The sequence below is a fragment of the Methyloversatilis sp. genome, assembly GCF_051861465.1.
Lineage (GTDB): Bacteria > Pseudomonadota > Gammaproteobacteria > Burkholderiales > Rhodocyclaceae > Methyloversatilis.
In genome coordinates, this window is the sequence record NZ_JBHYCQ010000003.1 from 120,813 (window position 1) to 144,186 (window position 23,374).

Sequence of the window (23,374 nt, forward strand, 5' to 3'; positions counted from 1 at the left end):
CGCTAGCCCCGCCCAAGGCGTTCGTCGAGCGTGCGCCCGGCACGTTCGCTGACCACCAGTACCAGCTTCATCATGGCGCGTGTGGCGCCGACGAACAGCTTGCGCAGCGTGCGCTCGTCCAGCGCATCGAAGTCGACTTCGGCGAGGATGACCGCCGGCGCCGACTGACCCTTGAACCGGTAGACCGATTCGATCAGCACATCACCTTCTGAATACTCCGGCTGGCCGAGCAGGTCGAACTGGCCGGTGAAGCTGCGCAGCGCGTTGGCGCCGAGCCGGTCGTGGCGCAGCAGTTCCGACTGTTCGCGGCCACGCCAGCTGACGATGGCGACATCTTCGGCGCGAAAGCCGGCAGCGAAGCACAGGCGGATCGCCTCCTTGACGCGCTGGGTCAGCGGATGCCCGGCGTCATACACCAGCCGCTCGACGTCGTCGGCATCGAACGGCGACGCCGCCTCGATCTGCGCGGCCTCGGGCAGCACGTCCTGCAGCAGCGTCTGCAGCATGTGCACGACCGGACGCGGGCTGCGGAAATTGCTGCGCGCGCGCAGCGTCACCCAGCCGGGAAGATCGATCGGCGTACGGCCATACAGGTTCTGCATCGGATCTTCCAGCCAGATCAGGCGTGCCTCGTCGGCGGCATGGCGCCACAGCCGGGTCGCCCAGTCGGCGGAAAAGTCCTGACCTTCGTCGACGATGACCGTGTCGAAGCGCAGCGCGTCCGGCACGTCGAGTTCGCCGGCGCGCGCGATCAGCGCGTCGAATGCGTCGGGGCGTGCGTAGTCGGGCCGCTCGCCGTGCTCGGCCAGTACGCGCTCGCACAGGTGGTGGAAGGTGCACGCCAGCCCGCCTTCGGGCGCGATGCGCGCGAGGTGATCGGCCAGCGGCCGGTTGAAGCAGACATACAGCGGGCGCAGGCCGGTTTCGACAGCCGCCCGGTACTCGGCGAGCGCAAGTTGCGTCTTGCCGGAGCCGGCTGTGCCGACGACGCGCAGCCGGTAGGGTGTGAAGTCGAGCGCGCGCGCCCACTGCGACAGGCCGCCGGCAACCCGGGTCACGCGCTCGCGCGCGATGCCCATGCGCGCGCTGACGTCGGCTTCGAGCTTGATTTCGTCGCGCAGGAAACGATGCACTTCGGCCGCGCGTGCGCCGTGTTCGCCCGGCGGAAGAATCGACTGGATGCGCGCCGCCAGCGTGTCGCGCAGCGCCGCATCGACAATGCGTTCGGGCTCGATGCCGGCGGTATGTGCCTGACGCACGAAGTGATCGGGGCAGTACAGCAGGTATTCGAGACTGGGCAGTGCGGCATCGGTGCCGCCCAGACGGGATGCCAGACGGGTGTGCAGGGCGTGGCGCGAGCGCGCGATGCCGACCGCGACGTTGCGGTCTCGTCCGCGGTGACGGGTCAGCAGGCCGTGCGGACCTTCCTCCAGATAGCCGCTGCGCTGTTCGATGGCGAGCAGGTTGCCGGCGGCATTGACGATCACGAAGTCGATGTCGCCATAGATCGAGAAACCCTGATCGAGACGCGTCCAGTGCACGCCGTGATAGACGGTGTAGGCCGCCGGCAGTGCGCGTTCGAGCAGCGCCAGCGTGGCGCGTTCGCGCTCTGCTGCGGCGCCCGGACGGATGGCGTCGCCGGCGTCGTTGCCGCCATCCATTTCGCGCCAGCCATCGGGTACCACCTTTGCCACGAGTTGCGTCCTGTCGTCAGATCGGTGCGAGCTTACACGGCGTGCGCCGATCACCGTGCGGCACACGCCGGTTATCCACAGTATCTGTGGACAAGATGCGTCATCACGCGGTAACACCGGCCGGAGCGCCGCACGCCGCAACGGTGTCAATAGGGTTGCTCATTAATGAGGCAGAGTGCGGACAATTGATGCGGCCGCTCGCGCCGCCGGGCGACTCAGTCCATCCACAGTTTCTGTGGACAAGGCTGTGGGCGAAAGCTGTATGGCGAGGGCAGCGCCGCCGCCAGCAAGGATGTGGGCACGACGCCTCATTTGCAGGCAGCGTGCTCAATCGGGGCCACGGGCGCCGAGCAGTTCGTGCAGGTTCTCGGCCACCATTTCCTCGTGACCGGTTGCCGGGTCGATCTCGCGCCGGATGTCCCATCCGGTGGCGATGCCGAGCACCAGTTCCATCGTCGTGCGCACGATGCTGCCCGCCACCAGGTGACCACCGGTGACGCGCCCGTCGGCGTCAGCCACCATCATGTGCAGATGGACACCGTGCCGGCTCACCGTTCCGGACAGCGTCAGCAGCTCGCTGTCGCCGTCGATGACGGTGGCCGCGTCGCGACCCGCCAGACGCAGCATGGCGGGCGCCAGGCTGCCCACCGCCGACAGTACGAACGCGGCGCCGATGTCCTGCCGGCGCGCGACGGCTTCCAGGCTGCGCCGCAGATCATCGCCCGGGCGCAGCCGCTCGATGTGCAGGGTGATCATGGCCGCACGTTCAGCCGAAAGGCTTCACGCCGATCAGCGCAAGATGCAGCCAGCCGGCGAACACCGCCCAGCCCGCGATACCGGCGACGATGGCGATTGCATCGCGTGATGCACTGCCCGCCGGGCGTCGCAGACCGGCTGCACGGTCGCGCCGGCGCAGCGTGGCGAACATGACGACCGACCACACCAGAAAGCTGCCGAACAGCAGCAGGTCGGCCAGCGTACCGTTGGCGATCAGGTGGGCGAACGCCCAGATCTTCACGCCCGCCACCATCGGATGGCCGAGTTTTGCGCGGATGCGTGTGCCCGGCACATAGGCACAGGCCATCAGCACGAAGGCCGGCAGCGTGAGCAGCGCGGCCAGGTGGCGCGTCCACACCGGCGGTGCCCACAGCAGCGTCGGCGCCATGCGCGCTTCGCCATAGCCTTGCACGATCAGCACCAGGCCGATCAGCGACAGCACCGCATAAAGGATTTTCCACGGCAGCAGACCGAGGCGCGCGACACCCGCGTCGCGCAGGCCCGGCGCAATCAGCCGAGTCGAGTGGACGCCGAGCAGCAACACCAGACCGAGTACCAGCATAGCCATCACATTTTCTCCACGAGAGGGGTCAGAGCAAGGATCAGAGCGCGAGCGTACCCGAGACGGGCCGTGCGCACCTGCGTCGATGCGGGAATCGTCCTACAGCCACCCCGCCGGGCGGACGACAGGCGGCGCCGTGGCCGCTGCGCATACTGCAGTCGTGTCATGCAGACGGAGAAACGCATCATGACGATTCGATTGCTGATGTCGGCGCTGTGTGGCGCCCTGCTGAGCGCGGCACTGCTGACCGCGTTCCAGATGGGGCGTGGCACGGCTGCACTCGACAGCGCATCTGCACTGTCGAAGCTTGACGGACGGGAGGTGTTCGACACCGACGGCGTCACACTGGGCGTGGTCGAGCAGACCGTGTCCGGGCGCCACGGCGAACGCAGCGCGCGTTACGCCATGGTGCGCGTGTCGCGCTCGGGCAACGCCGGCCTGCGTCTGGCGGTGCCTGCCTACCGTCTGCAGGCGGTGGACGACGGTCTGATGTTGACGCCCGATACAGAGGATGATGCGGCTGCGGGCGACGATGACGGTGAAATCCTGCCCGCCGTATCGCAGTTGCGCAGCACGATCTGAAAGACAAGGCCAGGTTTTTGAACGCAGCACCCACTTTCCCAACGGAGACAAGCATGAACAAGCTGATGACGATACTTATTCTGAGTGCCGGTCTTGCACTGGCGGGCTGCAACACGATTGCCGGTGCCGGCAAGGACATCGAGTCCGGTGGCGAGGCGGTGCAGGACACCGCACGCGACGTGCAGAAGAAGATGTAGTACCGCGCTTCACCCTTCCCGCTTCGCCCGACTCAGGCCTCGAGTCGGGCATTTTTTTGGCCGCCACCGATCACTCGGCCGGCCCGCAAACACCTGACATCACGCGACCGGATGCGCCGGGCGCAGCACATCGGCGAAGAAGCGAACCCCGCCGTCAGGCTGCTTCCGTCAGGCCGGTTTTTTCGCAGCGGCCTTCTTCGGCGCAGCTTTTTTCGGCGCGGTCTTTTTCGCTGCGGTCTTGCCCGGGGCAGCCTTTCTTGCGACTGCCTTCTTCACCGCCGCTCCGGCAGGCGATTCGCTCTCCGCCACGTCGGCGCCCGGCGCTGCCGCCTTGGCCTCCTTCGCCCCGGCCTTGGGCTTGACCGCGCGCGGCTCGAATTCAAAGCCCACCTTGCCGTCCGGCTGACGCACCAGGAAGGCCGAGAACTTGCGCTTGGTGCGCGACGACACGAAACCCTTCAGCAGATCGGTGCGACCGGCCTCCAGCAGCTTCTGCATCTGTTCCGGTTCGATCGGCTGCTGCAGGATGATCTTGCCCGAGCGGAAGTCGCACGACTTTTCCGGACCGACCGCCTTTTCGCAGAGGTAGGACATCGGCTGTTCGTACACCTTCGCCGCGCACTTCGGGCAGGCGCCGAGCGGTGTCTGCGACGAGAAATCGACCGGCTCGGCATTTTCGTCATCGCGCGGCTGGCCGAAGTCGAACTCCGGCTCCATCTTGTCGTTGAGCTTGATCAGCGCATTGAATGGCCGGCCCATCTTGTTGCGGAAGCCGGTCAGCGGTCCGACCTGATGGTCGCGCAGCAGGGTGTCGATTTCGTGCGTTTCGAACTGACGGCTGGCGACGATCTTCCACAGCGCGAAGTCGCAGCTCTGGCACTGGAATTTCTTGTAGTTTTCCTTCACCACGCCGCCACAGCGCGGGCACTTTTCTTCCAGCGTCGCGAAATCGCCCGGAATGGTGTCGCTTTCGTAGCTCTTCGCCTGATGCACGATGCGCTGCGTCATGTCGGCGATCTCGCCCATGAAGGCTTCGCGCGACAGCTCGCCGCGCTCGATCTGCGACAGCTTGTACTCCCACTCGCCGGTCAGTTCGGGCGAACTGAGTTCGTCGATCTTCAGGCCGCGCAGCGCAATCATCAGCTGGAAACCCTTGGCGGTCGGAATCAGCTCTCGACCTTCGCGCAGCATGTAACTCTCGAGGATCAGGTTCTCGATGATCTGCGCGCGGGTGGCCGGTGTGCCCAGACCACGCCCGGCCATCGCGGCGCGCAGCTCTTCGTCGTCGATGGTCTTGCCGGCGCCTTCCATCGCGGACAGCAGCGTCGCTTCCGAGTAGCGCGCCGGCGGGCGCGTCTGCTGCGCCTTGACCAGCATGTCTTCGACCTTGACCGTCTCGCCCGGCTTGACCGGTACCAGACTGGCCGCAACGGTTTCGCCCTTGGCCTTGGCTTCGTCATCGACCAGGGCCGCTTCCTTGCCATACACGGCGAGCCAGCCGGCATTCACCAGCACCTTGCCCTCGGTCTTGAAGGCTTCGCCTTCGACGCGGGTGATCCGGGTGGTGATCTGGTATTCGGCCGCCGGAAAGAACACCGCGAGGAAACGGCGTGTCACCAAGTCGTAGATCTTCGCTTCGGCCTCGGACAGCGACTTCGGCTCGGTGCCGGTCGGAATGATGGCGAAGTGATCGGAAATCTTGGCGTTGTTGAAGATGCGCTTGTTCGGCTTCACCCAGCCGTGCTTCACGATTTCGTTGGCATGCGGCGCGTAGGTCTGCGGCAGGCGTGCCAGCACGTCGGTGACCGTCGGCAGATAGTCTTCCGGCAACGCGCGCGCATCGGTACGCGGATAGGTCAGCACCTTGTGCTTTTCGTACAGCGCCTGCGCGATCTGCAGCGTGACGCGGGCAGAAAAGCCGAACCGTCCATTGGCCTCGCGCTGCAGCGACGTCAGGTCGTACAGCAGCGGCGACAGCTGGGTCGATGGCTTGGCTTCTTCCTCGACGGTACCGGTCTTGCCGGCGCATTTGGCCTGGATGGCACGCGCTTTCGCCTCGTCCCACACGCGCTCGGCGCGGGCGTGCTCGTCGCCTTCCGGCCGCTTGAATTTCTCGTCGATCCAGCGGCCGGTGTACTCACCGGCCACGGCGCCGAAACGACCTTCGATTTCCCAGTAGTCGCGCGACTTGAAGCGACGGATTTCTTCCTCGCGCCGCACGACGATGGCCAATGTCGGCGTCTGCACCCGGCCGACCGTCGTCAGGTGGAATCCACCGGTCTTCGAGTTGAACGCGGTCATCGCGCGCGTGCCGTTGATGCCGATGAGCCAGTCGCTTTCGGCGCGCGACATCGCGGCCTGACGCAGACCTTCGACCTCCTGCGCGCTGCGCAGCTTCACGAAGCCGTCGCGGATCGCCGTCGTGGTCATCGACTGCAGCCACAGGCGTTCGATCGGCTTGGTCGATTTGCTGTGCTCGACGATGTAATTGAAAATCAGCTCGCCCTCGCGACCCGCGTCACAGGCATTCACGAGGCTGTCGACATCCTTGCGCTTGATCAGCCGGGTCAGCAGGCGAAGTCGCTCGGCGGTCTTGTCGATCGGGTTGAGCGTGAAACGGGGCGGGATGACCGGAAGGTGGGCAAACGACCACTTGCCGCGCTTGACCTCGTATTCCTCGGGCACGGCCAGTTCCAGCAGATGGCCGACTGCGGACGACAACACGTAGTCGTCGCTTTCGAAGTAGTCACCTTCGCGCGTGAACCCGCCGACGGAGCGCGCGATGTCCTGCGCGACCGACGGCTTTTCCGCGATGATCAGTTTTTTGCCCATGCCTGCCCGATGACCCGATCGCCGACTGCGGCGCACCGGGTGCGCGCCGGATCAAGCGGCGTGAAAGCGGCGCATGATAGGGACAAAAATTCCGAACAGGCAAGCGAATACGCGGGAGCTTGCCGTGCCCGCCGCGTCGCGCGCCGGATCAATGCGGGGCGCGCGGCTCGTCTTCGTCGGACAGCAGCTCCTCGAGGACCAGCGTGTCGGTGGTCGCCTGCTGGTTCCACAACACCATCAGCACGATCACCTTGAGCTGACTCAGCGACACTTCGTCGTCCTCCAGCGCCAGCGCACGCTCGACCACGATTTCGCGGGTCAGGGCGTTGATCGCGCCGGCATCTTCGAGGAAGGACAGGAAGCCGCGGCATTCCGTGTCGAGCCGCGATTGCTCCGCGGCCGAGTACAGCCGGATGGAGCGGCTTTCTTCGGCAATCAGCGGCTTGTCGGCGCCACCGGCGCTTTCAAGACCGGACAGCCAGCCCATGGCCTCCTCGATTTCGTCCTGCTCGAAACCGGCAGCCGTGAGCTTGCGAGCGAGCTGGTTGGGCTCGGGATAACTGTCCAGATGCGCGTAAGTTTCGAAAAGATAGACCAGAACGTCGATCATGATTCGGCTCCGCGCGTGCCGGTTGGCGGTAAAGCCCGCCGGCGGTTTGTCACCCGGCTCGGGCAGACCCGAACCGTATCACCTGATGCGCTGGAATCGCCCGTCGGGCAGCAACGCGACCCGGCTTTGGAGTTCCAGCGAAAACAGCATGGCGGAGAGGGTGTCTGCCGTCAAGCCGGTATGTTGCGCGAGCAGGTCGATTCCGACCGGATCGAAGCCCATTGCATCGAGCAGCCCCGATGATTCGTCGGTGACCGGTGCCGGGGAGGCGGCTGCGGTCGGTGCCACCTCGGGCTGCAACTCGGACAGGATGTCGCGTGCGTCATCCACCAGTTTGGCCCCCTGGCGGATCAGCTGATGGCAGCCCTTGGACAGCGGCGAGTGGATCGAGCCGGGAATCGCGAACACTTCGCGCCCCTGGTCGCCGGCCAGACGGGCGGTGATCAGCGTGCCGCTGCGCGCGGCCGCCTCGACCACCAGCACGCCGCGTGACAGGCCAGAAATGATGCGGTTGCGGCGCGGAAAGTTTTCCCGGAGCGCCGGCGTGCCGAGCGGGAATTCGCTGACCACGGCGCCATGCGTCGCCACGCGGCGCGCAAGATCCTGGTTGCGCGGCGGGTAGATGCGGTCGGCACCGGTGCCGATCACGGCAATGGTCGAACCCGGTCCGTCGAGGGCGCCGTGGTGAGCGGCGGCGTCACAGCCCAGCGCGAGGCCGCTGACGATGGTCAGGCCGCCGCGCGACAGCTCGCGCGCAAATTGTTCGGCCGTCTGCGCGCCCTGCGCCGTTGCATTGCGTGCGCCGACGATGGCCAGCGCACGCTGGTTCAGCAGCTCGACGCGGCCCTTCACATACAGCAACGTCGGGGGATCGGGGATCTCGAGCAGGGCTTGCGGATACGCGGCGTCGGCCAGCGTCACGAGGTGGTTGCCGGGCTGGCGCGCCCAGTCGAGCGTACGGGCGATCGCTGCATCGTCATCGAAAGCGGCCAGCAGGCGCGCCGCCTTGTCGCCCACCGCTGCCGCGATCGCCGGGCCGGACGCAGCGAACACCCGCTCCGGCGGACCGAACGACGACAGCAGACGGCGCTGCGCCTCCAGTCCGAGTCCGCGTGTCAGCGTGAGCCTGAGCCAGGCTGCGAGCGATGCGTCCGATACGGGCTCCACCGGCGATCGCGCAATCGAGCCGACGGTGCTCAGGGCTTGCGGACGCGGTCGCCGACGGCGATCGGGCGCTTGGCATCCATCACCAGCGCGTAGGAAATGGTGTCGAACACCCGGAACACGAACACCACGCCCGAGCGCTCGTCCGGCATCTGGAAGGTATTGATCTGCTGGTCGCGGCGCTCGGTGACCTGTTTGCCGGCGACGAAGGCAGCGAACACGTGGCCGACCTCGACGCCATCATTCGCGCCGCGGTTCAGCAGCACCACGTTGTGACGTCCGGCCGACGCCACGCCGCCGACGATGCGCGCCACGCTGCCTTCGATGTCCTTTTCGGGGGCTCGCGGCACGTAGGCGACCAGTTCAGCCGGTGGGGCCGGGATCAGCCGGTCGCCCTTGCCCATTTCGAATTGTGCTGATTCGACTTCAAAGGTCGCCGGGTCGCCTTCGCGCGTCAGCCGCGCATCGCCGAGGTATTCGGCCTCGAAGCCCAGCACGGCCTTGGTTTCCGGATCGCGGATCGGCGCGGCCGGCCGATAGACGTGCCACAGCGACTGGTTGTCGGTCACGCCGGTCACGTAGGCGACATCGCCCGCGCTGAGATAGACACGGCCTTCCTGCGTGCCGACGATGCGCGGCGCCGTTTCGTTGAAACTGGCTTCGACCGCAATCGGCTTGGTCAGGAAGGGTTCGATGGCCTTGTGCGGAATCGAGGCGATCGGTTCGGGTACCGCTTCTTCGTAGGTCTTGGGTGACAGCTTGACCGGCTGGCCGACGCGCAGGCGAGGCGAGCCGTTGAAATCTTCCAGATAGACGATCTGCCCGGGATAGATCAGGTGCGGGTTGCGGATCTGTTCGCGATTCATCCGCCAGACCTCGGGCCAGCGCCACGGCTCCTTCAGGAACACGCCGGCAATGCCCCACAGCGTGTCGCCCGGCTTGACGACATGGCGGTCAGGCGCGTTGCTGGCGATTGCGGGCGCACGGTCTGACTGGGCGAAGGCGGTCACGCTTGAAAGGGCGACCAGCAGGGAGCATATAATCTTGCGCATGTTGTGGCCTCGCACTGGCGGATGCCGGTAGCACAACGGTTACGGACGGATGGACGCCACGTTTCGTGTTGCACCGCCGGAACCCGGCCGGGGGTTTGCCTCTCGATATTGGTTCAAGCGTTTGCTACGGCAGCGTGCGCGGCGACTTGAGCTGCGCATGTCGTGCGTCCGCCTCCGGAAATCATGGGTTGCATCAGGGATTGCGGCACACGTCGCATGACGGCAGGCAAGGCTCAGGCCATCGGCATGCATCAGTGTAGCAAGCTGCGTCAACTAATGACAGTCTGCATGAAAATTCACTGCTAATCCATTAAATCAGCACGACTTTTATGGCACTACTTCCGATACTGAAGTTTCCCGATCCCCGTCTGCGCAAGAAGGCGTCGCCGGTGCAGGGGGTCGACGAAAGCACCCGCAGACTGGCGGCCGACATGGCGGAAACGATGTACGCCGCACCCGGGATCGGACTGGCCGCGACGCAGGTCGATGTGCACAAGCAGGTCATCGTGATCGACGTCAGTGAAGACAAGACCGGGTTGATCACGCTGATCAACCCGCGCATCGTCGAGCGCGATGGCGAGCAGGTGTACGAGGAAGGGTGTCTGTCGGTGCCCGGCATCTACGAGAAGGTGACGCGCTCGGAGCACATCCGGGTCATCACGCTTTCGCTCGACGGCGCCGAGCACGAGATCGAGGCACATGGCCTGCTTGCCGTGTGCATCCAGCACGAAATGGATCACCTGCAGGGCAAGGTGTTCGTCGACCACCTCTCGCAACTGAAGCAGAGCCGCATCAAGAACCGCATCGCGAAGCAGGCCCGCGAAAGCGCCTGATGCCCCCGCGCACCCCCACGGACCGGCCGCGTATCGCCTTCGCCGGCACCCCGGAATTCGCCGCCCGCGCGCTCGACGCGCTGATCGGCTTCGACTGCGACATCCCGCTCGTGCTGACCCAGCCGGACCGGCCGGCGGGTCGTGGCATGAAGCTCACGCCCAGCCCGGTGAAGGCACGTGCCCTGGCACACGGCCTGACGGTGGCCCAGCCCGACACGCTGAAGACCCCGGAGCAGCGCGCGCCCCTCGCGGAGGCCGCGCCCGATCTGCTGGTGGTCGTCGCCTACGGCCTGCTGCTGCCGCACGCCGTGCTCGACCTTCCGCGCCTCGGCTGCATCAACATCCATGCTTCGCTGCTGCCGCGCTGGCGTGGCGCCGCGCCGATACAGCGCGCCATCGAAGCCGGCGACGCCCGGACCGGCATCACGCTGATGCAGATGGACATCGGTCTGGACACCGGCCCGATGCTGGCCGAATGCGCGGTCGACATCACGGACACTGACAGTGCTGCCTCGCTGCACGACCGGCTGGCCGAAGCCGGCGCGCGGCTGCTGATCGACACCTTGCCCGACCTGCTGGCCGGCCGCATCGCGCCGCGCGCCCAGCCGGAGGCGGGCGCGTGCTATGCCGCCAAGATCGGCAAGCACGAAGCGGCGCTCGACTTCCGTCGTCCGGCGCCCGAGCTGGGTCGCCGGCTGCGCGCCTTCGATCCTTTCCCCGGCGGGCTGATGACGGTGGAGGGCACGCCGATCAAGCTGTGGCGGGCCGAGGTGCTGGGCCGGCCGGGCACGCCCGGCCTGATCAGCCAGGTCGATGGTCACGGCGTGGTGATCGGCTGCGGCGAAGGCTCGCTGTGCATCACCGAACTGCAGAAGCCCGGCGGGCGCAGGCTGCCGGTGGCCGAATTCCTGCGCGGCCATCCTCTGGCGCCCGGCCAGCACGCGCAACTGCCCGGCTGAGCGTCGGCCGGGTGCGCTTGAATTTTCCGCTTTGCGCGCAATCTATATGGCGTCCGATTTTCACTGACGGGAAAGCACAATGTTTGGCAACTGGCTGAAAACCTCGATCCTGATGGCCGGCATCGTCGCGCTGTTCGGCGTCGTCGGCGCGGCCATCGGCGGGCAGCAGGGCATGCTGCTCGCGCTGCTGTTCGGTGGTGCGATGAATGTCTGGGCCTACTGGTTTTCCGACAAGATGGTGCTGCGCATGTACAACGCGCGCGAAGTCGACGCCGCCTCGTCGCCCTATCTGTACAACATGGTGGCTGAACTGGCGCAGCGGGCCGAACTGCCGATGCCGCGCGTCTACCTGATCGACGAAGCGCAACCGAATGCCTTCGCAACCGGCCGCAACCCGGAAAACGCAGCCGTGGCGGCAACCACCGGCATCGTCCGCATGCTGTCCGCGCGCGAGTTGCGTGGCGTGATGGCGCACGAACTGGCGCACGTGAAAAACCGCGACATCCTGATCTCGACGATTTCGGCCACGGTGTCCGGCGCCATCTCGGCGCTGGCGCAGTTCGGCATGCTGTTCGGCGGCAGCCGCGATGCGGAAGGCCGTCCGGCCAATCCGGTGGTCGGCATCATTGTTGCCCTGCTGGCGCCGATTGCTGCCATGCTGATCCAGATGGCGATCTCGCGCACGCGCGAGTTCGGGGCCGACCGGGGTGGTGCGGAAATATCGAATGATCCGCATGCATTGGCCGACGCACTCACTAAAATAGACGCTTACGCGCGGGGGATCCCCATGGCAACCGCCGAAGCGCACCCGGAGACCGGCCAGATGATGATCATGAATCCCCTTTCGGGCGGCGGCCTGCGCGGCCTGTTCAGCACCCACCCGGCAACGGCGGAACGCGTGGCGCGCCTGCGCGCGCTGGCCCGCTGACATGGATCGCGACTGGCGGCCCGACGGCAATGCCCGCAACGTGCTCGGCGGGCCGCTCGAGCCCTGTTCGTTCAAGCCGCTGACCGGTTTTTTCCGCGACGGCTGCTGCAACACCGACGACAACGATTTCGGCTCGCACACCGTGTGTGCCGTGCTGACCGACGACTTCCTCGTGTTTTCCCGCGCGCGTGGCAACGACCTGTCGACGCCGCGCCCGGAGTACGACTTCCCCGGCCTGCGGGCGGGCGACCGCTGGTGCCTGTGCGCCGCACGCTGGCGGGAAGCCTTCGACGCCGGTCAGGCACCGCAGGTGATCCTGGTCGCCACGCACGAGGCTGCGTTGCGCTATGCGTCGATCGAAGCGCTGCGCCAGCACGCCTGGACGGGTTGATCATCCGGTTCACCCCCGATTCCGGAGCCGCTCCGGAGCGGGCCATGACTCGCCTACTGCCGGTGTACACACCTTGAATTCCGCTTCTTCCGCCGGCCAACCGGTCGCCGCCGATTCACTGGCGGCGGCCCTGCTTGGCGCCGCCCACGCCGTGGCTGCCGTGCTGAAGGGTGATGCGCTGGACGACGCGTTCAGCCGCACGCCTGACGCCCTGTCGACCAATACCGCCGCCGTGCGCGATCTGGCTTACCAGTGCCTGCGTGCGCACGCCGCCATCGAAACCCGTCTCGCCGTACTGGTGCCCAAGCCGCTGCGCGAACTTGATCGCCGTGCCTTGCTGCTGGTCGCGCTGTGCCGCCTCGATGCGCGACCGGACAGCGCGCACACCACGGTCAGTCAGGCGGTCGACGCGGCGCGCACGCTGGGCGGTGACCGCTTCGGCGGGCTGATGAATGCAGTGCTGCGCAGCGCGCAGCGGCGCGACGCCGAACTGGATGCCGCAGTCGCCGGCGACGATGCGGCGCGCCTGCAACACCCGCGCTGGTGGCTTGACCGGTTGCGCCGCGACCACCCGAGCCACTGGCAGGACATCGCGCAGCAGGGCAATGCCCATCCGCCGATGGCACTGCGCGTCAATCTCCGGCGCGCCACCGTGGATGAGGTGCAGGCCCGCCTGGCGGCCGAAGACATCGCAACGACCCGTCACGGCGATGCCGGCCTGCTGCTCGACAAGCCGTGCCCGGTGGCCCGCCTGCCGGGCTTCGCCGACGGTTTGATGTCGGTGCAGGATCTGGGCGCCCAGCGCGCCGCCGGGCTGCTCGACGTGCGTGCCGGGCAGCGCGTGCTCGATGCCTGCGCGGCGCCGGGCGGCAAGGCGTCCCATCTGCTGGAATGCGCCGACATCGAACTGCTGGCGCTCGACCACAGCGCGCCGCGTGCCCAGCGCATCAGCGAGAATTTCGCGCGGCTCGGGCTGGACGGTCGGGTGCAGATCGGCGATGCCGCGGCGGTCGACAAGTGGTGGGACGGCAGGCTGTTCGACCGCATCCTGGCTGACGTGCCGTGCAGCGCGTCCGGCGTCGTGCGGCGCCATCCGGATGCGAAGTGGCTGCGCCGGCCGGACGACATCGCCCGTTTTGCGAAGCAGCAGCGCGCCCTGCTGGACAGCCTTTGGCGCGTGCTGGCGCCAGGTGGTAAATTGCTTTACGCCACCTGTTCGGTGTTCCGCGCGGAAAACCACAAACAGGTCGCCGCCTTCGTGACCCGCCACGCCGACTGCCAACGCCTGAGTCCATGCGGCGCATTCGATCTGCAACTGCTGCCGGACGCCGAGCATGACGGGTTCTACTACGCCCTGCTGCAGAAGACCCCCGGTGCCTGAACGGCTCCCGCTCTGGCCGGGGGTCTGGCGCGGCATCCTGGCCTGCCTGCTGACGGTCTGCCTGCTGACGTCCGGCCCGGCCACGGCCGGTGTGGAAATGCGCGACGTCCGGCTCGATCACGGTGACGAGGGCTATCAGCTGTCGACCGACATCGGCGTCACGCTGTCGCCGCGGCTGGCCGAAGCGGTGACGCGTGGCGTGGCGCTGTACTTCGTGCTCGAATTCGAGATCAGCCGGCCGCGCTGGTACTGGCTCGATGAGGACGTGGTGGAACGTGCGCTGACCTACCGTCTGAGCTATCACGCACTGACCCAGCAGTACCGGGTGTCCACCGGCGCGCTGCATCAGGGCTTCGACACGCTGGACGAAGCGCTCAATCTGATCGGCCGGCTGCGCAGCTGGCCGGTGATCGATTCTGGGCGTCTGAAGCCCGGTGACAGCTATGTCGCCGCATTGCGCCTGCGGCTCGACGTGACCCAGCTGCCCAAACCGTTCCAGCTCAGCGCGATGAGCAACCGCGACTGGACGCTGGAATCCGAATGGCAGCGCTGGGGCTTCACCGCGCAGCAGGCGGTGCGGCGATGAGGAATTTCATCTTCGCCAGCACGGCGCTCAGTGGCGTGCTGCTGCTGCTGCTGTCGCTGGCCAGCGAAAATACCGCGCTGTTCGCGCGCAGCTACCCGCTGCTGCTCGGCCTGAATGTGGCTGTGGCGCTTGGTCTGCTCGGTCTGGTGACGTGGCTGGTGGCGCACCTGCTGCGCGAGCACCGCGCCGCGGTGTTCGGCTCGCGCCTGAAGCTGCGCCTGTTCGCGGCGTTTGCTGCACTGGCGGTGGCGCCGGGTGCGCTGATCTACGTGCTGTCGGTGAATTTCGTTTCGCGCTCCGTCGATTCGTGGTTCAACGTGCGCATCGAACAGGCCCTCGAAGGCGGTCTCATCCTCGGGCGCAACACGCTCGACTACCTGTCGGCCGACCTGCTGGACAAGGCCCGCACGATGGCGCGCGACCTGTCCGACACACCGCCGCTCAAGCGCAGCGCACGGCTCGACGTGCTGCGTGAGCAGGCCGGTGTGGCCAGTGCGACGCTGTTTTCACCGCAGGGACAGGTGGTCACGACCAGTTCGTCGGCCACCCGGCTGGTGCCGGCGTTGCCGTCGCCGTCGCAGCTGCGGCGGGCGCGGCAGGGCATGGGTCTGACCACGGTGGACACCGACAGCAACGACGGCCTGACCGTGCGTGCGCTGGTGTTCATCGGCGGCGCGACGCTGGCGTCCGACGCCCCGGTGCTGCAGCTGCTGCAGCCGCTGCCGGCTTCGCTGGCATTGAACGCGGAAGCGGTGCAGAGCGCCTATCGCGACTATCAGGAGCTGTCGCTGGCGCGCGCCGGACTCAAGCGCATCTTCGCGCTGACGCTGACGCTGGCGCTGCTGCTCGCGCTGCTGTCGGCACTGGCCGTGGCCTTCGTCATCAGCCGGCGCATGTCGGCGCCGCTGTCCATCCTGGCGCGCGGGACCGATGCCGTGATGCAGGGCGACTTCAGCCCTATCCCGGCGCTCGCCACGCGCGACGAACTGGGCACGCTGACCCAGTCGTTCCGCCGCATGACCGAACAGCTCAACGATGCGCGCGCGCAGGCCGAGCGCAGCCGCAGCGAAACCGAGGCGGCACGCACCTACCTCGAAGGCGTGCTCGGCAACCTGTCGACCGGGGTGCTGGCGTTCAGTCCGTCCACCCGGCTGCGCGCCGCCAACCAGGGCGCGCTGGCCATCCTCGACGACCGGCTCGAAGGCTGGGAAGACATTGCACTGGCTCAATGGCCGCGTCATCCGGAGTTGCGCGACACCATCCTGGCGGCCATCGACGAGGGGCAGGAGTCGTGGAGCCGGCAGATCGACATCGCCGATCCGTTCGGCCCGGGCAAGACGCTGCTGCTGCGCGGCTCGCAGCTGCCGCAGGCCGGCGGCGGTGGTTTCGTCGTGGTGTTCGACAACATCACGCAGCTGATCGCCGCCCAGCGCAGCGCTGCATGGGGCGAGGTGGCGCGCCGGCTGGCGCACGAGATCAAGAATCCGCTGACGCCGATACAGCTGTCGGCCGAGCGGCTGCAGTTCAAGCTGTCCGACAAGCTCGACGAGGATGGCCAGCGCCTGCTGGCGCGTGCCACCTCGACCATCGTCGACCAGGTCGAGGCGATGAAGAACATGGTCAATTCCTTCCGCGACTATGCGCGCCTGCCGCAGCCGGTGCTGACGCCGCTTGACCTGAACCGGCTGGTCGACGAAGTGCTCGGTCTGTACGAAACCTCGACGCCGCGCATCGAGCGGCATCTGGCGGCCGACCTGCCGGACATCAGCGGAGACGCCGGCCAGCTGCGACAGGTCATCCACAACCTGCTGCAGAATGCGCAGGACGCCTCGGCCGATGCCGGCGCGCCGCAGATCAGCGTGCATACACGCCGCCGCGGCAATCGCGTCGAATTGTCGGTGCGCGACAACGGCCATGGCTTTCCGGCCCATGTGCTGGCGCGCGCATTCGAACCCTATGTCACGTCGAAAGCACGTGGCACAGGCCTGGGGCTGGCCATCGTGAAGAAGATCGTGGATGAGCACGCTGGTCGTATCGAAATCGAAAACATCGCGCCGCAAGGCGCTGAAATCCGCATAGCGCTGCCGCTGGCAGCCTGAAAGTCAGGAAGACATGGCTCGCATACTGGTGGTCGACGACGAGATGGGCATCCGGGAGTTGCTGTCCGAAATCCTGCGGGACGAAGGGCACGACGTGACGCTGGCGGAGAACGCGGCGGCGGCGCGCACTGCGCGGCTGGCCGCACGACCCGATCTGGTGCTGCTGGACATCTGGATGCCGGACACGGATGGCATCACGCTGTTGAAGGAATGGGCCTCGGGCGGGCAACTGACGATGCCGGTCATCATGATGTCCGGCCACGGCACCATCGATTCGGCGGTCGAGGCGACACGCATCGGCGCGCTCGATTTCCTCGAGAAGCCGATCGCACTGGCCAAGCTGCTGTCCAGCGTGAAGCGCGCGCTGATCCGCAGTGCGCCGGCCGAACAGCGCCCGGCCGCCCCTTCGCTGGCCGGCGTCACGCGCGGCGGGGCGCTGCGCGACCTGCGCCGCCGGCTGGAACAGATGGCCAGCCGCTCGCGCATCATCATGCTGCGCTGCGGCCCGTCGAGCTTCGCGGAACTGGCCGCACGCACGCTGGCGGTGCCCGGGCGGCGCTGGATCGAACTGGCCGGCATTCCCGGCGCCATCACGCAGGAACAGCTCGACGCGGCGCGCGGCGGCGTCATCCACGCCGGCGACATTGCCACGTTGTCGCGCATGCAGCAGAAGAACCTCGCCTTTGCGGTCGACCGGCTGGAGCGGCTCGATGCGAGACTGGTTGCCAGTTGCGCCCAGGCGCCGGCAGAGCTGCAGGCCGCCGGCTGGGATGACGCCGTGCTGTCGCGGCTGTTCGACGTCGTGCTGCCGCTGCCTACGCTGGCCGAACTGCGCGACGAAATCGCCGATCTGGCCGACGACGTGCTCAAGCACATGGCGGACGCGGGCGAAATTCCGTCACGCGCGCTGGCCGAGTCGGCGCGTCCGCTGCTGCGTCAGCATCCGTGGCCGGGCGGTTACGGCGAACTGGTGTCGGCGCTGCGCTCGGCCGCGCTGGCCACCCTCGATGACGATCTCGACGCGAGCGCACTGCGCGCGCTGCTGCGTCCGGCCGGCAACGCGGCGTTGCCCGGTCTGAACCAGCCCCTGCGCGATGCGCGCGAGGCGTTCGAGCGGCTGTATTTCGAACACCACATGGAACGCGAAGGCGGCAACATGACCCGACTGGCCGAACGCTCCGGGCTCGAGCGCACCCACCTGTACCGCAAGCTCAAGCAGCTCGGGCTGCCGGTTGGCCGGCGTACCGAGCATCAGGACTGAAGTCCGGGACTGCACCGCGGCACCGGGCCGGACGCCCGGACCGCGTCAGGCGCGCTGGCGGAAGGTCATGTAGTAAACGCCGGCGACCAGGATGCTGCCGCCGACGATGTTGCCCAGCGTCGCCGCGACCAGATTGCCGGCCAGCCCGGCCGCGGTCAGGCCGGACAGATCGACGCCTGCCGGGAGCACGCCGTTGGCGTGCAGCAGCATGCCCATCGGAATGAAATACATGTTGGCGATACAGTGTTCGAAGCCGGCGGCGACAAAGGCCGACACCGGAAACACGATGGCCAGCACCTTGTCGGTCACACTGCGCCCGGCGGTCGCCAGCCAGACCGCGAGGCAGACCAGCGCGTTGCACAGGATGCCCTTCACGAACACGATCAGGAAAGGTGTGGCCGTCTTGGCCGCCGCCACCTTCACATAGGTTTCCGCCACCGCGCCGCCATTCATGTCGCCGTGATGCGACAGGAACACCAGCGCCACCATGCCCAGCGCGCCGACTGCATTCGCCACGTAGACGATGGCCCAGTTGCGCGCCAGCAGACTGAACGGAATGCGCCCCTCGGCCCAGGCCATGACCAGGAAGTTGTTGCCGGTGAACAACTCGGCGCCGGCCACGGCCACCAGAATGAGGCCGAGCGAGAAGGCCAGCCCGCCGAGCACACGGGTCAGCGCAAAGCCGAGCGAGGCATCGCTGGCCACCAGCGTGAAGTACAGCGCACCGAAGCCGATGAAGGCGCCGGCCAGCACACCGAGCATGAACATCGTGCGCACCGGCAGGTTGGCTTTGACGATGCCGATGTTCTCGACCTTCTCGGCAATCTCCTTCGGCGAGTACAGATCGATCCCCAGATTGCTGGCCATGCGTGCTCCTTGTCGGTTTTGTGTGCGGAACCCGTCTCGCGCGGGCAGGCCGACAGTGTAGGATGCTCACCGTGACGCCGGTAGATTGCCGGCCCCGCGGCAGCCCACCAGTTCGCTCGCCGCGCGGAACATGCACCACAGTAGTCAGCCAGACGCACAGTGCCGGTGAGCAATCCGCCCGCCGGCCCGCGCACCCGCCGGACCACCCGTCACGGCCAAGCGTCGCATGAAAACCCCTGACCGGCCTTCTCCGCAACGCTGCGGGGCAGCACCGTCGTCGGGGTTCAACGCCCTCTCTTGACATTGACGGAGTACGACCATGAGAACCCGCCTCACCCTGACGCTCGACGACGCGCGGCAGATTGCGGCCGCGGCGGAAGCCGAAGCCCTGAAACGCAACTGGCCCGTCACCATCGCCATCGTCGACGACGGCGGCAACCTGATGTGGCTGCAACGCCTTGACGGTGCGCCGCCGATGAGCACCCAGATCGCACCGGAGAAGGCCCGCACCTGCGCGCTGGCGCGCAAGCCGAGCAAGGCGATCGAGGACGTGGTCAACAGCGGCCGTCTGGCCGCATTGCGGATGCCGGTGCTGCCGCTGGAAGGCGGCGAAATGATCATCGTGGACGGCGAATGCGTCGGCGGGGTCGGCGTATCGGGCGTGAAGTCCAGCGAAGATGCCATCGTCGCCCGCGCCGGCATCGCGGCCATCGGGGCGAGCTGGGAAATGCCGGTCTGAAGAGCCCTTACGGGCGAGATCCTGTGGGAGCTCAGCGGCCGAACAGCCCTTTCAGCTTGTCGCCGACCTGTTCCTGCACCTTGTCACGGGCTTTTTCCTGCAGTTTCTGGTTCTGTTGTTCGACCGCCGTTCTGGCCGCGCCCTTCACCAGGTCGGCGAACTCGATCTTGTAGTCAAGGCTCGCGAATGGCCCGTACAGGCGCACCGGCACGGTCACGCCCTTGAGTTCGTCGACGGCGCGACCGTCCTGCCCCTTGCTGGTCGCGGCCAGCGTGACGCGCGCCAGGTAATCCACACTGGCGTCGGGCAGATTGACGGTGCCGGCACCGGCCAGCCTCAGAAAGGGCGAGCTGGCCGTCAGATCCGAATTGCGGGCGATGCCGTCGTCGATGCGGAAGCTGGCGCTGAGTGCTGAAAAGTCGGTCTTTTCGGTGGCGCTGGCCTGCTGCACGGTGGCGCCGCCGCCCAGCTTCGCCTTCGCCTCGCGCAGGCTTTTCGCCAGGTTGATGCCGCGGATCGCGCCGTCGCGCAGCTTCAGCGACGCATTGCCATCGAGTGCGCGCTTCAGGGCGCCGACCGTTGTACCCGAGGTCGCGATATCCAGCATGACCGTGCCGCGCCCCTCCAGCAGGTCCTTGCCGGCTGCGTCGCGGATCAGCGGATGCACGTCGATGTCCGACAGCGTCTGCTTCAGCGCGATGCGGTTGCCATCGGCATTCAGGCTGAGCGCACCGCTGGCCGCGCCCTGATACAGCGCAGCCGAATAGGGCGACACCTCCAGCTTTCCGTTCGACGCCTTCACATTCAGCGTCATCTTCGTCATCTTCACGCCGGCCAGCTGCAGCGCACCGATGCGCACGCGGCCGCTGGCATTGATGTCGCGCAGCGCGGACAGGTCGACCGGCGTGTCGTCCGGGTTGCCTGCTGCGGGTCTGGCGGGATCGCCAGCCGGCGCGGGTGAGCGGTAGCGATCCAGATCGAGCTGGTCGATGTCGACGTCGAACGTCAGCGCCAGCGGCTGCAGGCGGGTCGCGGCGAGCTTGAGCAGGATGTGGCTGTCGTCGAGCCGTGTGTCGAGATCGAGCGCTGCGGTCTGCGCCTTCAGGTCGGCGCGCGCCGAGCCCTTGACCGGCAGCTTGACGCTCTTCATCGGCAATGACGGATGCGCGATGTCGATCGAGCCCTCGAGTGCCGACAGCTCGCCGGACGGCCCGTCCAGTTGAACGCTCAGCGGCGTGGCCAGGGTGGCCTTGACGGTCGCCGTGTCCTGACGGGCATCCAGCGCCAGCGTCAGTCCGCTCACCCGGATCGCCTGCGGGCTGCCTTCGATGCCCTTGAGCTGCAGCTTGATGTCCGCCATGCGGACGCTCGAATCGATCTTTGCGGCCAGACTGATTTCGTCGCCGCGCGCGCCGCTGGCATCGAGTTGCAGCGCAGGCGCTTCCAGTTTCGCCGACAGCGCCTCGCCGGCCCGTCTGGCGGACAGGTCAAACGCCAGCTTCTGGATGTCGATGCGGCCTTCGGCGCCAGCTTCGAGCCGGGTCGATGTCAATGCGGCGCGCAGGTCCGTCAGGTCGAGCAGCGTGCCGTCCATGGTCGCGCTCAGCGCTTCGAGCGCGAAGCGCTGGGTCGGCAGGTCATAGTCATAGCCTGCAGTCAGCACGATGCGCATGTCGGCCGTCGGCTGCGCCGACGTCCAGCGCGCTGCGATGTCGAGTTTGCCGCGTGCCGCATTCGACAGCTTGCCGACCGCCAGCTCGATGTCGCCCAGCGTGTGTGCCGCACCGCTGCCCTCGTCGCGGAAAGCGAGCGCCGAACGCGACAGCTTCAGCCCGGCGATGTCGAAGCGGACCGGCGAGCCCTCGTCCTTTTCGGCCGAGAGCAGGTCTTCGAAGTTGAACGAGCCGTCCTTGTAGCGGACCAGTGCGACGCTGGCGCCCTCGACCCGGATCTCGTCGATGACCAGCGAACCCGACAGCAGCGGGAGCACGGCGACCGATACGCGCGCACTGTCGATCGCAGCGAAACGTTCGGTCGAATTGTGTTCGGACAGCGCGGTGCGGCCCAGCTTGAGGCCGAGGTTCGGATAGAACGACAGGTCCACGTCGCCTTCGATGTCCAGCGTACGCTGCTTCTGTTCAAGCACGACCCGCCTGAGTTCTTCCTTCACGCGGACGGCATCGAAGGTGATCGCCACATACAGCACGGCCGCGGCGAGCAGCGCAGCGATGCCGCCGAGCGCAAAAGCGGCAAGCTTGAGTATCTTCATGCCTTCTCCATACGAAACAGACCGGCTGATGACACGTGCCGCGTTGCCGGACGGTGCTCGATCCGGCTGATGCAAGCGGCACGGTGGCTGGCGAGCGTATCAGAGATGGCGGTGGGCAGCCCGGACCGGCGCCACGTCGGCCGTGTGCTATCTTCCTCGCCGCCGGAAGTCATCGGTTCGCGCGCGCCGCCCGCGCGCGAAGTGCAGCCATATCAACAAGGAGATCAGCATGAGCTTCGTTTCGGAATTCAAGGCATTCGCCATGAAGGGCAATGTCGTCGACCTCGCGGTGGGCGTCATCATCGGCGCAGCCTTCGGCAAGATCGTCGACTCGGTCGTCGCCGATCTGATCATGCCCATCGTGGGTGCGATTTTCGGCGGCCTGGATTTCAGCCAGTTCTTCATCGTGCTCAAGGACATTCCACCTGGCGTGCCGGAAACGCTGGCCGACCTGAAGAAGGCGGGCGTGCCGGTGTTTGCATGGGGCAGCTTCCTGACGATTGCGCTCAATTTCGTCATTCTTGCCTTCATCATCTTCATCATGGTGAAGCAGATCAACCGCCTCAAGCGTGAAGAGGCGGCGGAACCGGCGGCACCGGCCGAGCCACCCGAAGAAGTCGTGCTGCTGCGCCAGATCCGCGATTCGCTGTCGAAGTAGTCCGGATCGGGCACGCAACAAAAAAGGAGCCGATGGCTCCTTTTTTATTGTCGTTCTGCGCGTTGTGCGGCTCAGTCCACCGCTTCGCCCTCGGCTGGCCGTGCATCGCCGGACACCCGCTCAAGCCGGTAGCCATAGTTGTAGGTCGATGCCAGTCGATAACCGTTCTCCGGTCGCAGGGCGAGCTTCGAACGCACGCGCGACATGTGGGTATCGACGGTGCGTGTCGGCACATCGCCCTTGCGGCCCCACAACGATTCCAGCAGGTGGCCGCGCGACACCAGGCGACCGACGTTGCGGAACAGGAATACAGCCAGCTCGAACTCGCGTTCGGTCAGGTCGACAACCTCGTTGTGCAGGCGCGCCGTGTGCGAATTCAGGTCGAAATGGTAGGGCTCGGCTTCAACCACCGGCTGGTCCGCCGGCGGGCGGCTGCGGCGCAGCACAGCCTCGATCCGGGTCAGCAGTTCCAGGCGTCGCGCCGGCTTGACGATGTAGTCGTCGGCCCCCGCTGCCAGCGCGGTGACGATGTCGTTCTCGTCCTGGCGCGCCGTCACGAAAATGACCGGCGTCTGCAGCTGGCGCTCGTTGCGCAGCCAGCGCAGTACATCTGCACCCGGCAGGTCGGGCAATTCCCAGTCGATCAGCAGCAGGTCGTAACTTTCACGCACCGCTTCGCGCATCAGGTCACGGGAACGCATGAACACATGCACATCGTGACCTGCGGCACGCAGCCAGGTGCCCAGTATTTCAACCTGGACCGGGTCGTCTTCCAGCAAAGCTATTCGGGCAGTCTGCACGGCGGGATGGGTATCCGTTGAAATGAGCGGGTCAGACAGGGTTGACGGCAGGCATGTCGCGGACTGAAGGGCCGGAATGCATGATAAATGCCGCCTGAAGCGTGACCGGATACCGCTCAATGGACATTCGAGT

The 23,374-nt window shown here is 66.7% G+C and carries 22 protein-coding genes; 12 read left to right on the plus strand and 10 right to left on the minus strand.

All coding sequences use genetic code 11. From position 1 onward, the window contains the following. Positions 1–2: 2 nt before the first annotated feature. From ACTIFF_RS05220 to ACTIFF_RS05230, 3 genes are all read right to left on the minus strand, one after another. On the minus strand, positions 3–1,694 hold the full coding sequence (locus tag ACTIFF_RS05220; RefSeq protein ID WP_439535880.1) for an ATP-binding domain-containing protein: 1,692 nt from the start codon (positions 1,692–1,694) through the stop codon (positions 3–5). Between the two features lie 327 nt (positions 1,695–2,021). Further along, positions 2,022–2,450, minus strand: a complete 429-nt coding sequence (locus ACTIFF_RS05225) for a PPC domain-containing DNA-binding protein (RefSeq protein WP_439535881.1) — start codon at positions 2,448–2,450, stop codon at positions 2,022–2,024. Between the two features lie 10 nt (positions 2,451–2,460). Then, positions 2,461–3,039 (minus strand): NnrU family protein, encoded by a 579-nt coding sequence (locus ACTIFF_RS05230; protein ID WP_439535882.1) that lies wholly within the window; start codon positions 3,037–3,039, stop codon positions 2,461–2,463. 180 nt (positions 3,040–3,219) lie between these two features. On the opposite strand from ACTIFF_RS05230, the gene ACTIFF_RS05235 reads away from it, so the two are divergent. Then, positions 3,220–3,615, plus strand: coding sequence for a hypothetical protein (locus ACTIFF_RS05235; RefSeq protein WP_439535883.1), 396 nt, complete (start codon positions 3,220–3,222; stop codon positions 3,613–3,615). A gap of 53 nt (positions 3,616–3,668) precedes the next feature. Beyond that, positions 3,669–3,812, plus strand: coding sequence for an entericidin A/B family lipoprotein (locus ACTIFF_RS05240; RefSeq protein WP_069038830.1), 144 nt, complete (start codon positions 3,669–3,671; stop codon positions 3,810–3,812). Positions 3,813–3,980: 168 nt separating this feature from the next. Here the strand turns inward: ACTIFF_RS05240 and ACTIFF_RS05245 are convergent, their stop codons facing one another. The 4 genes from ACTIFF_RS05245 to ACTIFF_RS05260 form a co-directional block, all read right to left on the minus strand. Then, a complete protein-coding gene (locus ACTIFF_RS05245; protein WP_439535884.1) occupies positions 3,981–6,644 on the minus strand; it encodes a DNA topoisomerase III in 2,664 nt (887 codons plus the stop codon). 148 nt (positions 6,645–6,792) lie between these two features. Further along, the gene (locus ACTIFF_RS05250) at positions 6,793–7,254 is read right to left on the minus strand and encodes a DUF494 family protein (protein WP_306476275.1); all 462 of its coding nucleotides are present in this window, start codon (positions 7,252–7,254) and stop codon (positions 6,793–6,795) included. Positions 7,255–7,332: 78 nt separating this feature from the next. Next, entirely contained in the window at positions 7,333–8,421 is a 1,089-nt protein-coding gene (gene dprA / locus ACTIFF_RS05255) for a DNA-processing protein DprA (protein WP_439535885.1), read from the minus strand. A 29-nt stretch (positions 8,422–8,450) separates the two neighbouring features. Then, entirely contained in the window at positions 8,451–9,470 is a 1,020-nt protein-coding gene (locus tag ACTIFF_RS05260; protein WP_439535886.1) for a LysM peptidoglycan-binding domain-containing protein, read from the minus strand. Positions 9,471–9,799: 329 nt separating this feature from the next. Here ACTIFF_RS05260 and def point away from each other — a divergent pair, with 329 nt between their 5' ends. The 8 genes from def to ACTIFF_RS05300 all read left to right on the plus strand — a co-directional run bounded on the left by def (position 9,800) and on the right by ACTIFF_RS05300 (position 17,908). Further along, the gene (def, locus tag ACTIFF_RS05265) at positions 9,800–10,303 is read left to right on the plus strand and encodes a peptide deformylase (RefSeq protein WP_439535887.1); all 504 of its coding nucleotides are present in this window, start codon (positions 9,800–9,802) and stop codon (positions 10,301–10,303) included. After that, the gene (fmt, locus tag ACTIFF_RS05270) at positions 10,303–11,262 is read left to right on the plus strand and encodes a methionyl-tRNA formyltransferase (RefSeq protein ID WP_439535888.1); all 960 of its coding nucleotides are present in this window, start codon (positions 10,303–10,305) and stop codon (positions 11,260–11,262) included. Before def ends, fmt begins: the two co-directional genes overlap by 1 nt. Positions 11,263–11,341: 79 nt before the next feature. Then, positions 11,342–12,190, plus strand: a complete 849-nt coding sequence (htpX, locus tag ACTIFF_RS05275; RefSeq protein ID WP_439535889.1) for a zinc metalloprotease HtpX — start codon at positions 11,342–11,344, stop codon at positions 12,188–12,190. Between the two features lies 1 nt (position 12,191). Then, on the plus strand, positions 12,192–12,581 hold the full coding sequence (locus ACTIFF_RS05280; RefSeq protein ID WP_439535890.1) for a DUF2237 family protein: 390 nt from the start codon (positions 12,192–12,194) through the stop codon (positions 12,579–12,581). A gap of 118 nt (positions 12,582–12,699) precedes the next feature. Then, positions 12,700–13,962, plus strand: coding sequence for a 16S rRNA (cytosine(967)-C(5))-methyltransferase RsmB (gene rsmB / locus ACTIFF_RS05285; protein ID WP_439536089.1), 1,263 nt, complete (start codon positions 12,700–12,702; stop codon positions 13,960–13,962). Next, positions 13,955–14,548 (plus strand): DUF4390 domain-containing protein, encoded by a 594-nt coding sequence (locus ACTIFF_RS05290; RefSeq protein ID WP_439535891.1) that lies wholly within the window; start codon positions 13,955–13,957, stop codon positions 14,546–14,548. Before rsmB ends, ACTIFF_RS05290 begins: the two co-directional genes overlap by 8 nt. After that, entirely contained in the window at positions 14,545–16,647 is a 2,103-nt protein-coding gene (locus tag ACTIFF_RS05295; RefSeq protein WP_439535892.1) for an ATP-binding protein, read from the plus strand. The genes ACTIFF_RS05290 and ACTIFF_RS05295 overlap by 4 nt, the downstream gene beginning before the upstream one ends. 13 nt (positions 16,648–16,660) lie before the next feature. Continuing rightward, the gene (locus ACTIFF_RS05300; RefSeq protein ID WP_439535893.1) at positions 16,661–17,908 is read left to right on the plus strand and encodes a sigma-54-dependent transcriptional regulator; all 1,248 of its coding nucleotides are present in this window, start codon (positions 16,661–16,663) and stop codon (positions 17,906–17,908) included. A gap of 45 nt (positions 17,909–17,953) precedes the next feature. On the opposite strand, the gene ACTIFF_RS05305 is transcribed toward ACTIFF_RS05300, so the two are convergent. Beyond that, positions 17,954–18,775 (minus strand): formate/nitrite transporter family protein, encoded by an 822-nt coding sequence (locus ACTIFF_RS05305; protein WP_257079143.1) that lies wholly within the window; start codon positions 18,773–18,775, stop codon positions 17,954–17,956. A gap of 319 nt (positions 18,776–19,094) precedes the next feature. Between ACTIFF_RS05305 and ACTIFF_RS05310 the strand changes: the two genes are divergently transcribed. Then, positions 19,095–19,514, plus strand: coding sequence for a GlcG/HbpS family heme-binding protein (locus ACTIFF_RS05310; protein WP_439535894.1), 420 nt, complete (start codon positions 19,095–19,097; stop codon positions 19,512–19,514). 31 nt (positions 19,515–19,545) lie between these two features. Here ACTIFF_RS05310 and ACTIFF_RS05315 read toward each other — a convergent pair whose 3' ends face one another. Further along, positions 19,546–21,783 carry an AsmA family protein gene (locus ACTIFF_RS05315; RefSeq protein ID WP_439535895.1) on the minus strand — a complete coding sequence of 746 codons (2,238 nt, stop codon included), beginning with the start codon at positions 21,781–21,783 and terminating at the stop codon, positions 19,546–19,548. Between the two features lie 229 nt (positions 21,784–22,012). Here ACTIFF_RS05315 and mscL point away from each other — a divergent pair, with 229 nt between their 5' ends. After that, complete coding sequence (gene mscL, locus ACTIFF_RS05320; protein ID WP_257093907.1) at positions 22,013–22,441, plus strand: large conductance mechanosensitive channel protein MscL; 429 nt, start codon at positions 22,013–22,015, stop codon at positions 22,439–22,441. Between the two features lie 71 nt (positions 22,442–22,512). On the opposite strand, the gene ACTIFF_RS05325 is transcribed toward mscL, so the two are convergent. After that, a complete protein-coding gene (locus ACTIFF_RS05325; protein WP_439535896.1) occupies positions 22,513–23,241 on the minus strand; it encodes a response regulator transcription factor in 729 nt (242 codons plus the stop codon). Positions 23,242–23,374 lie beyond the last annotated feature (133 nt).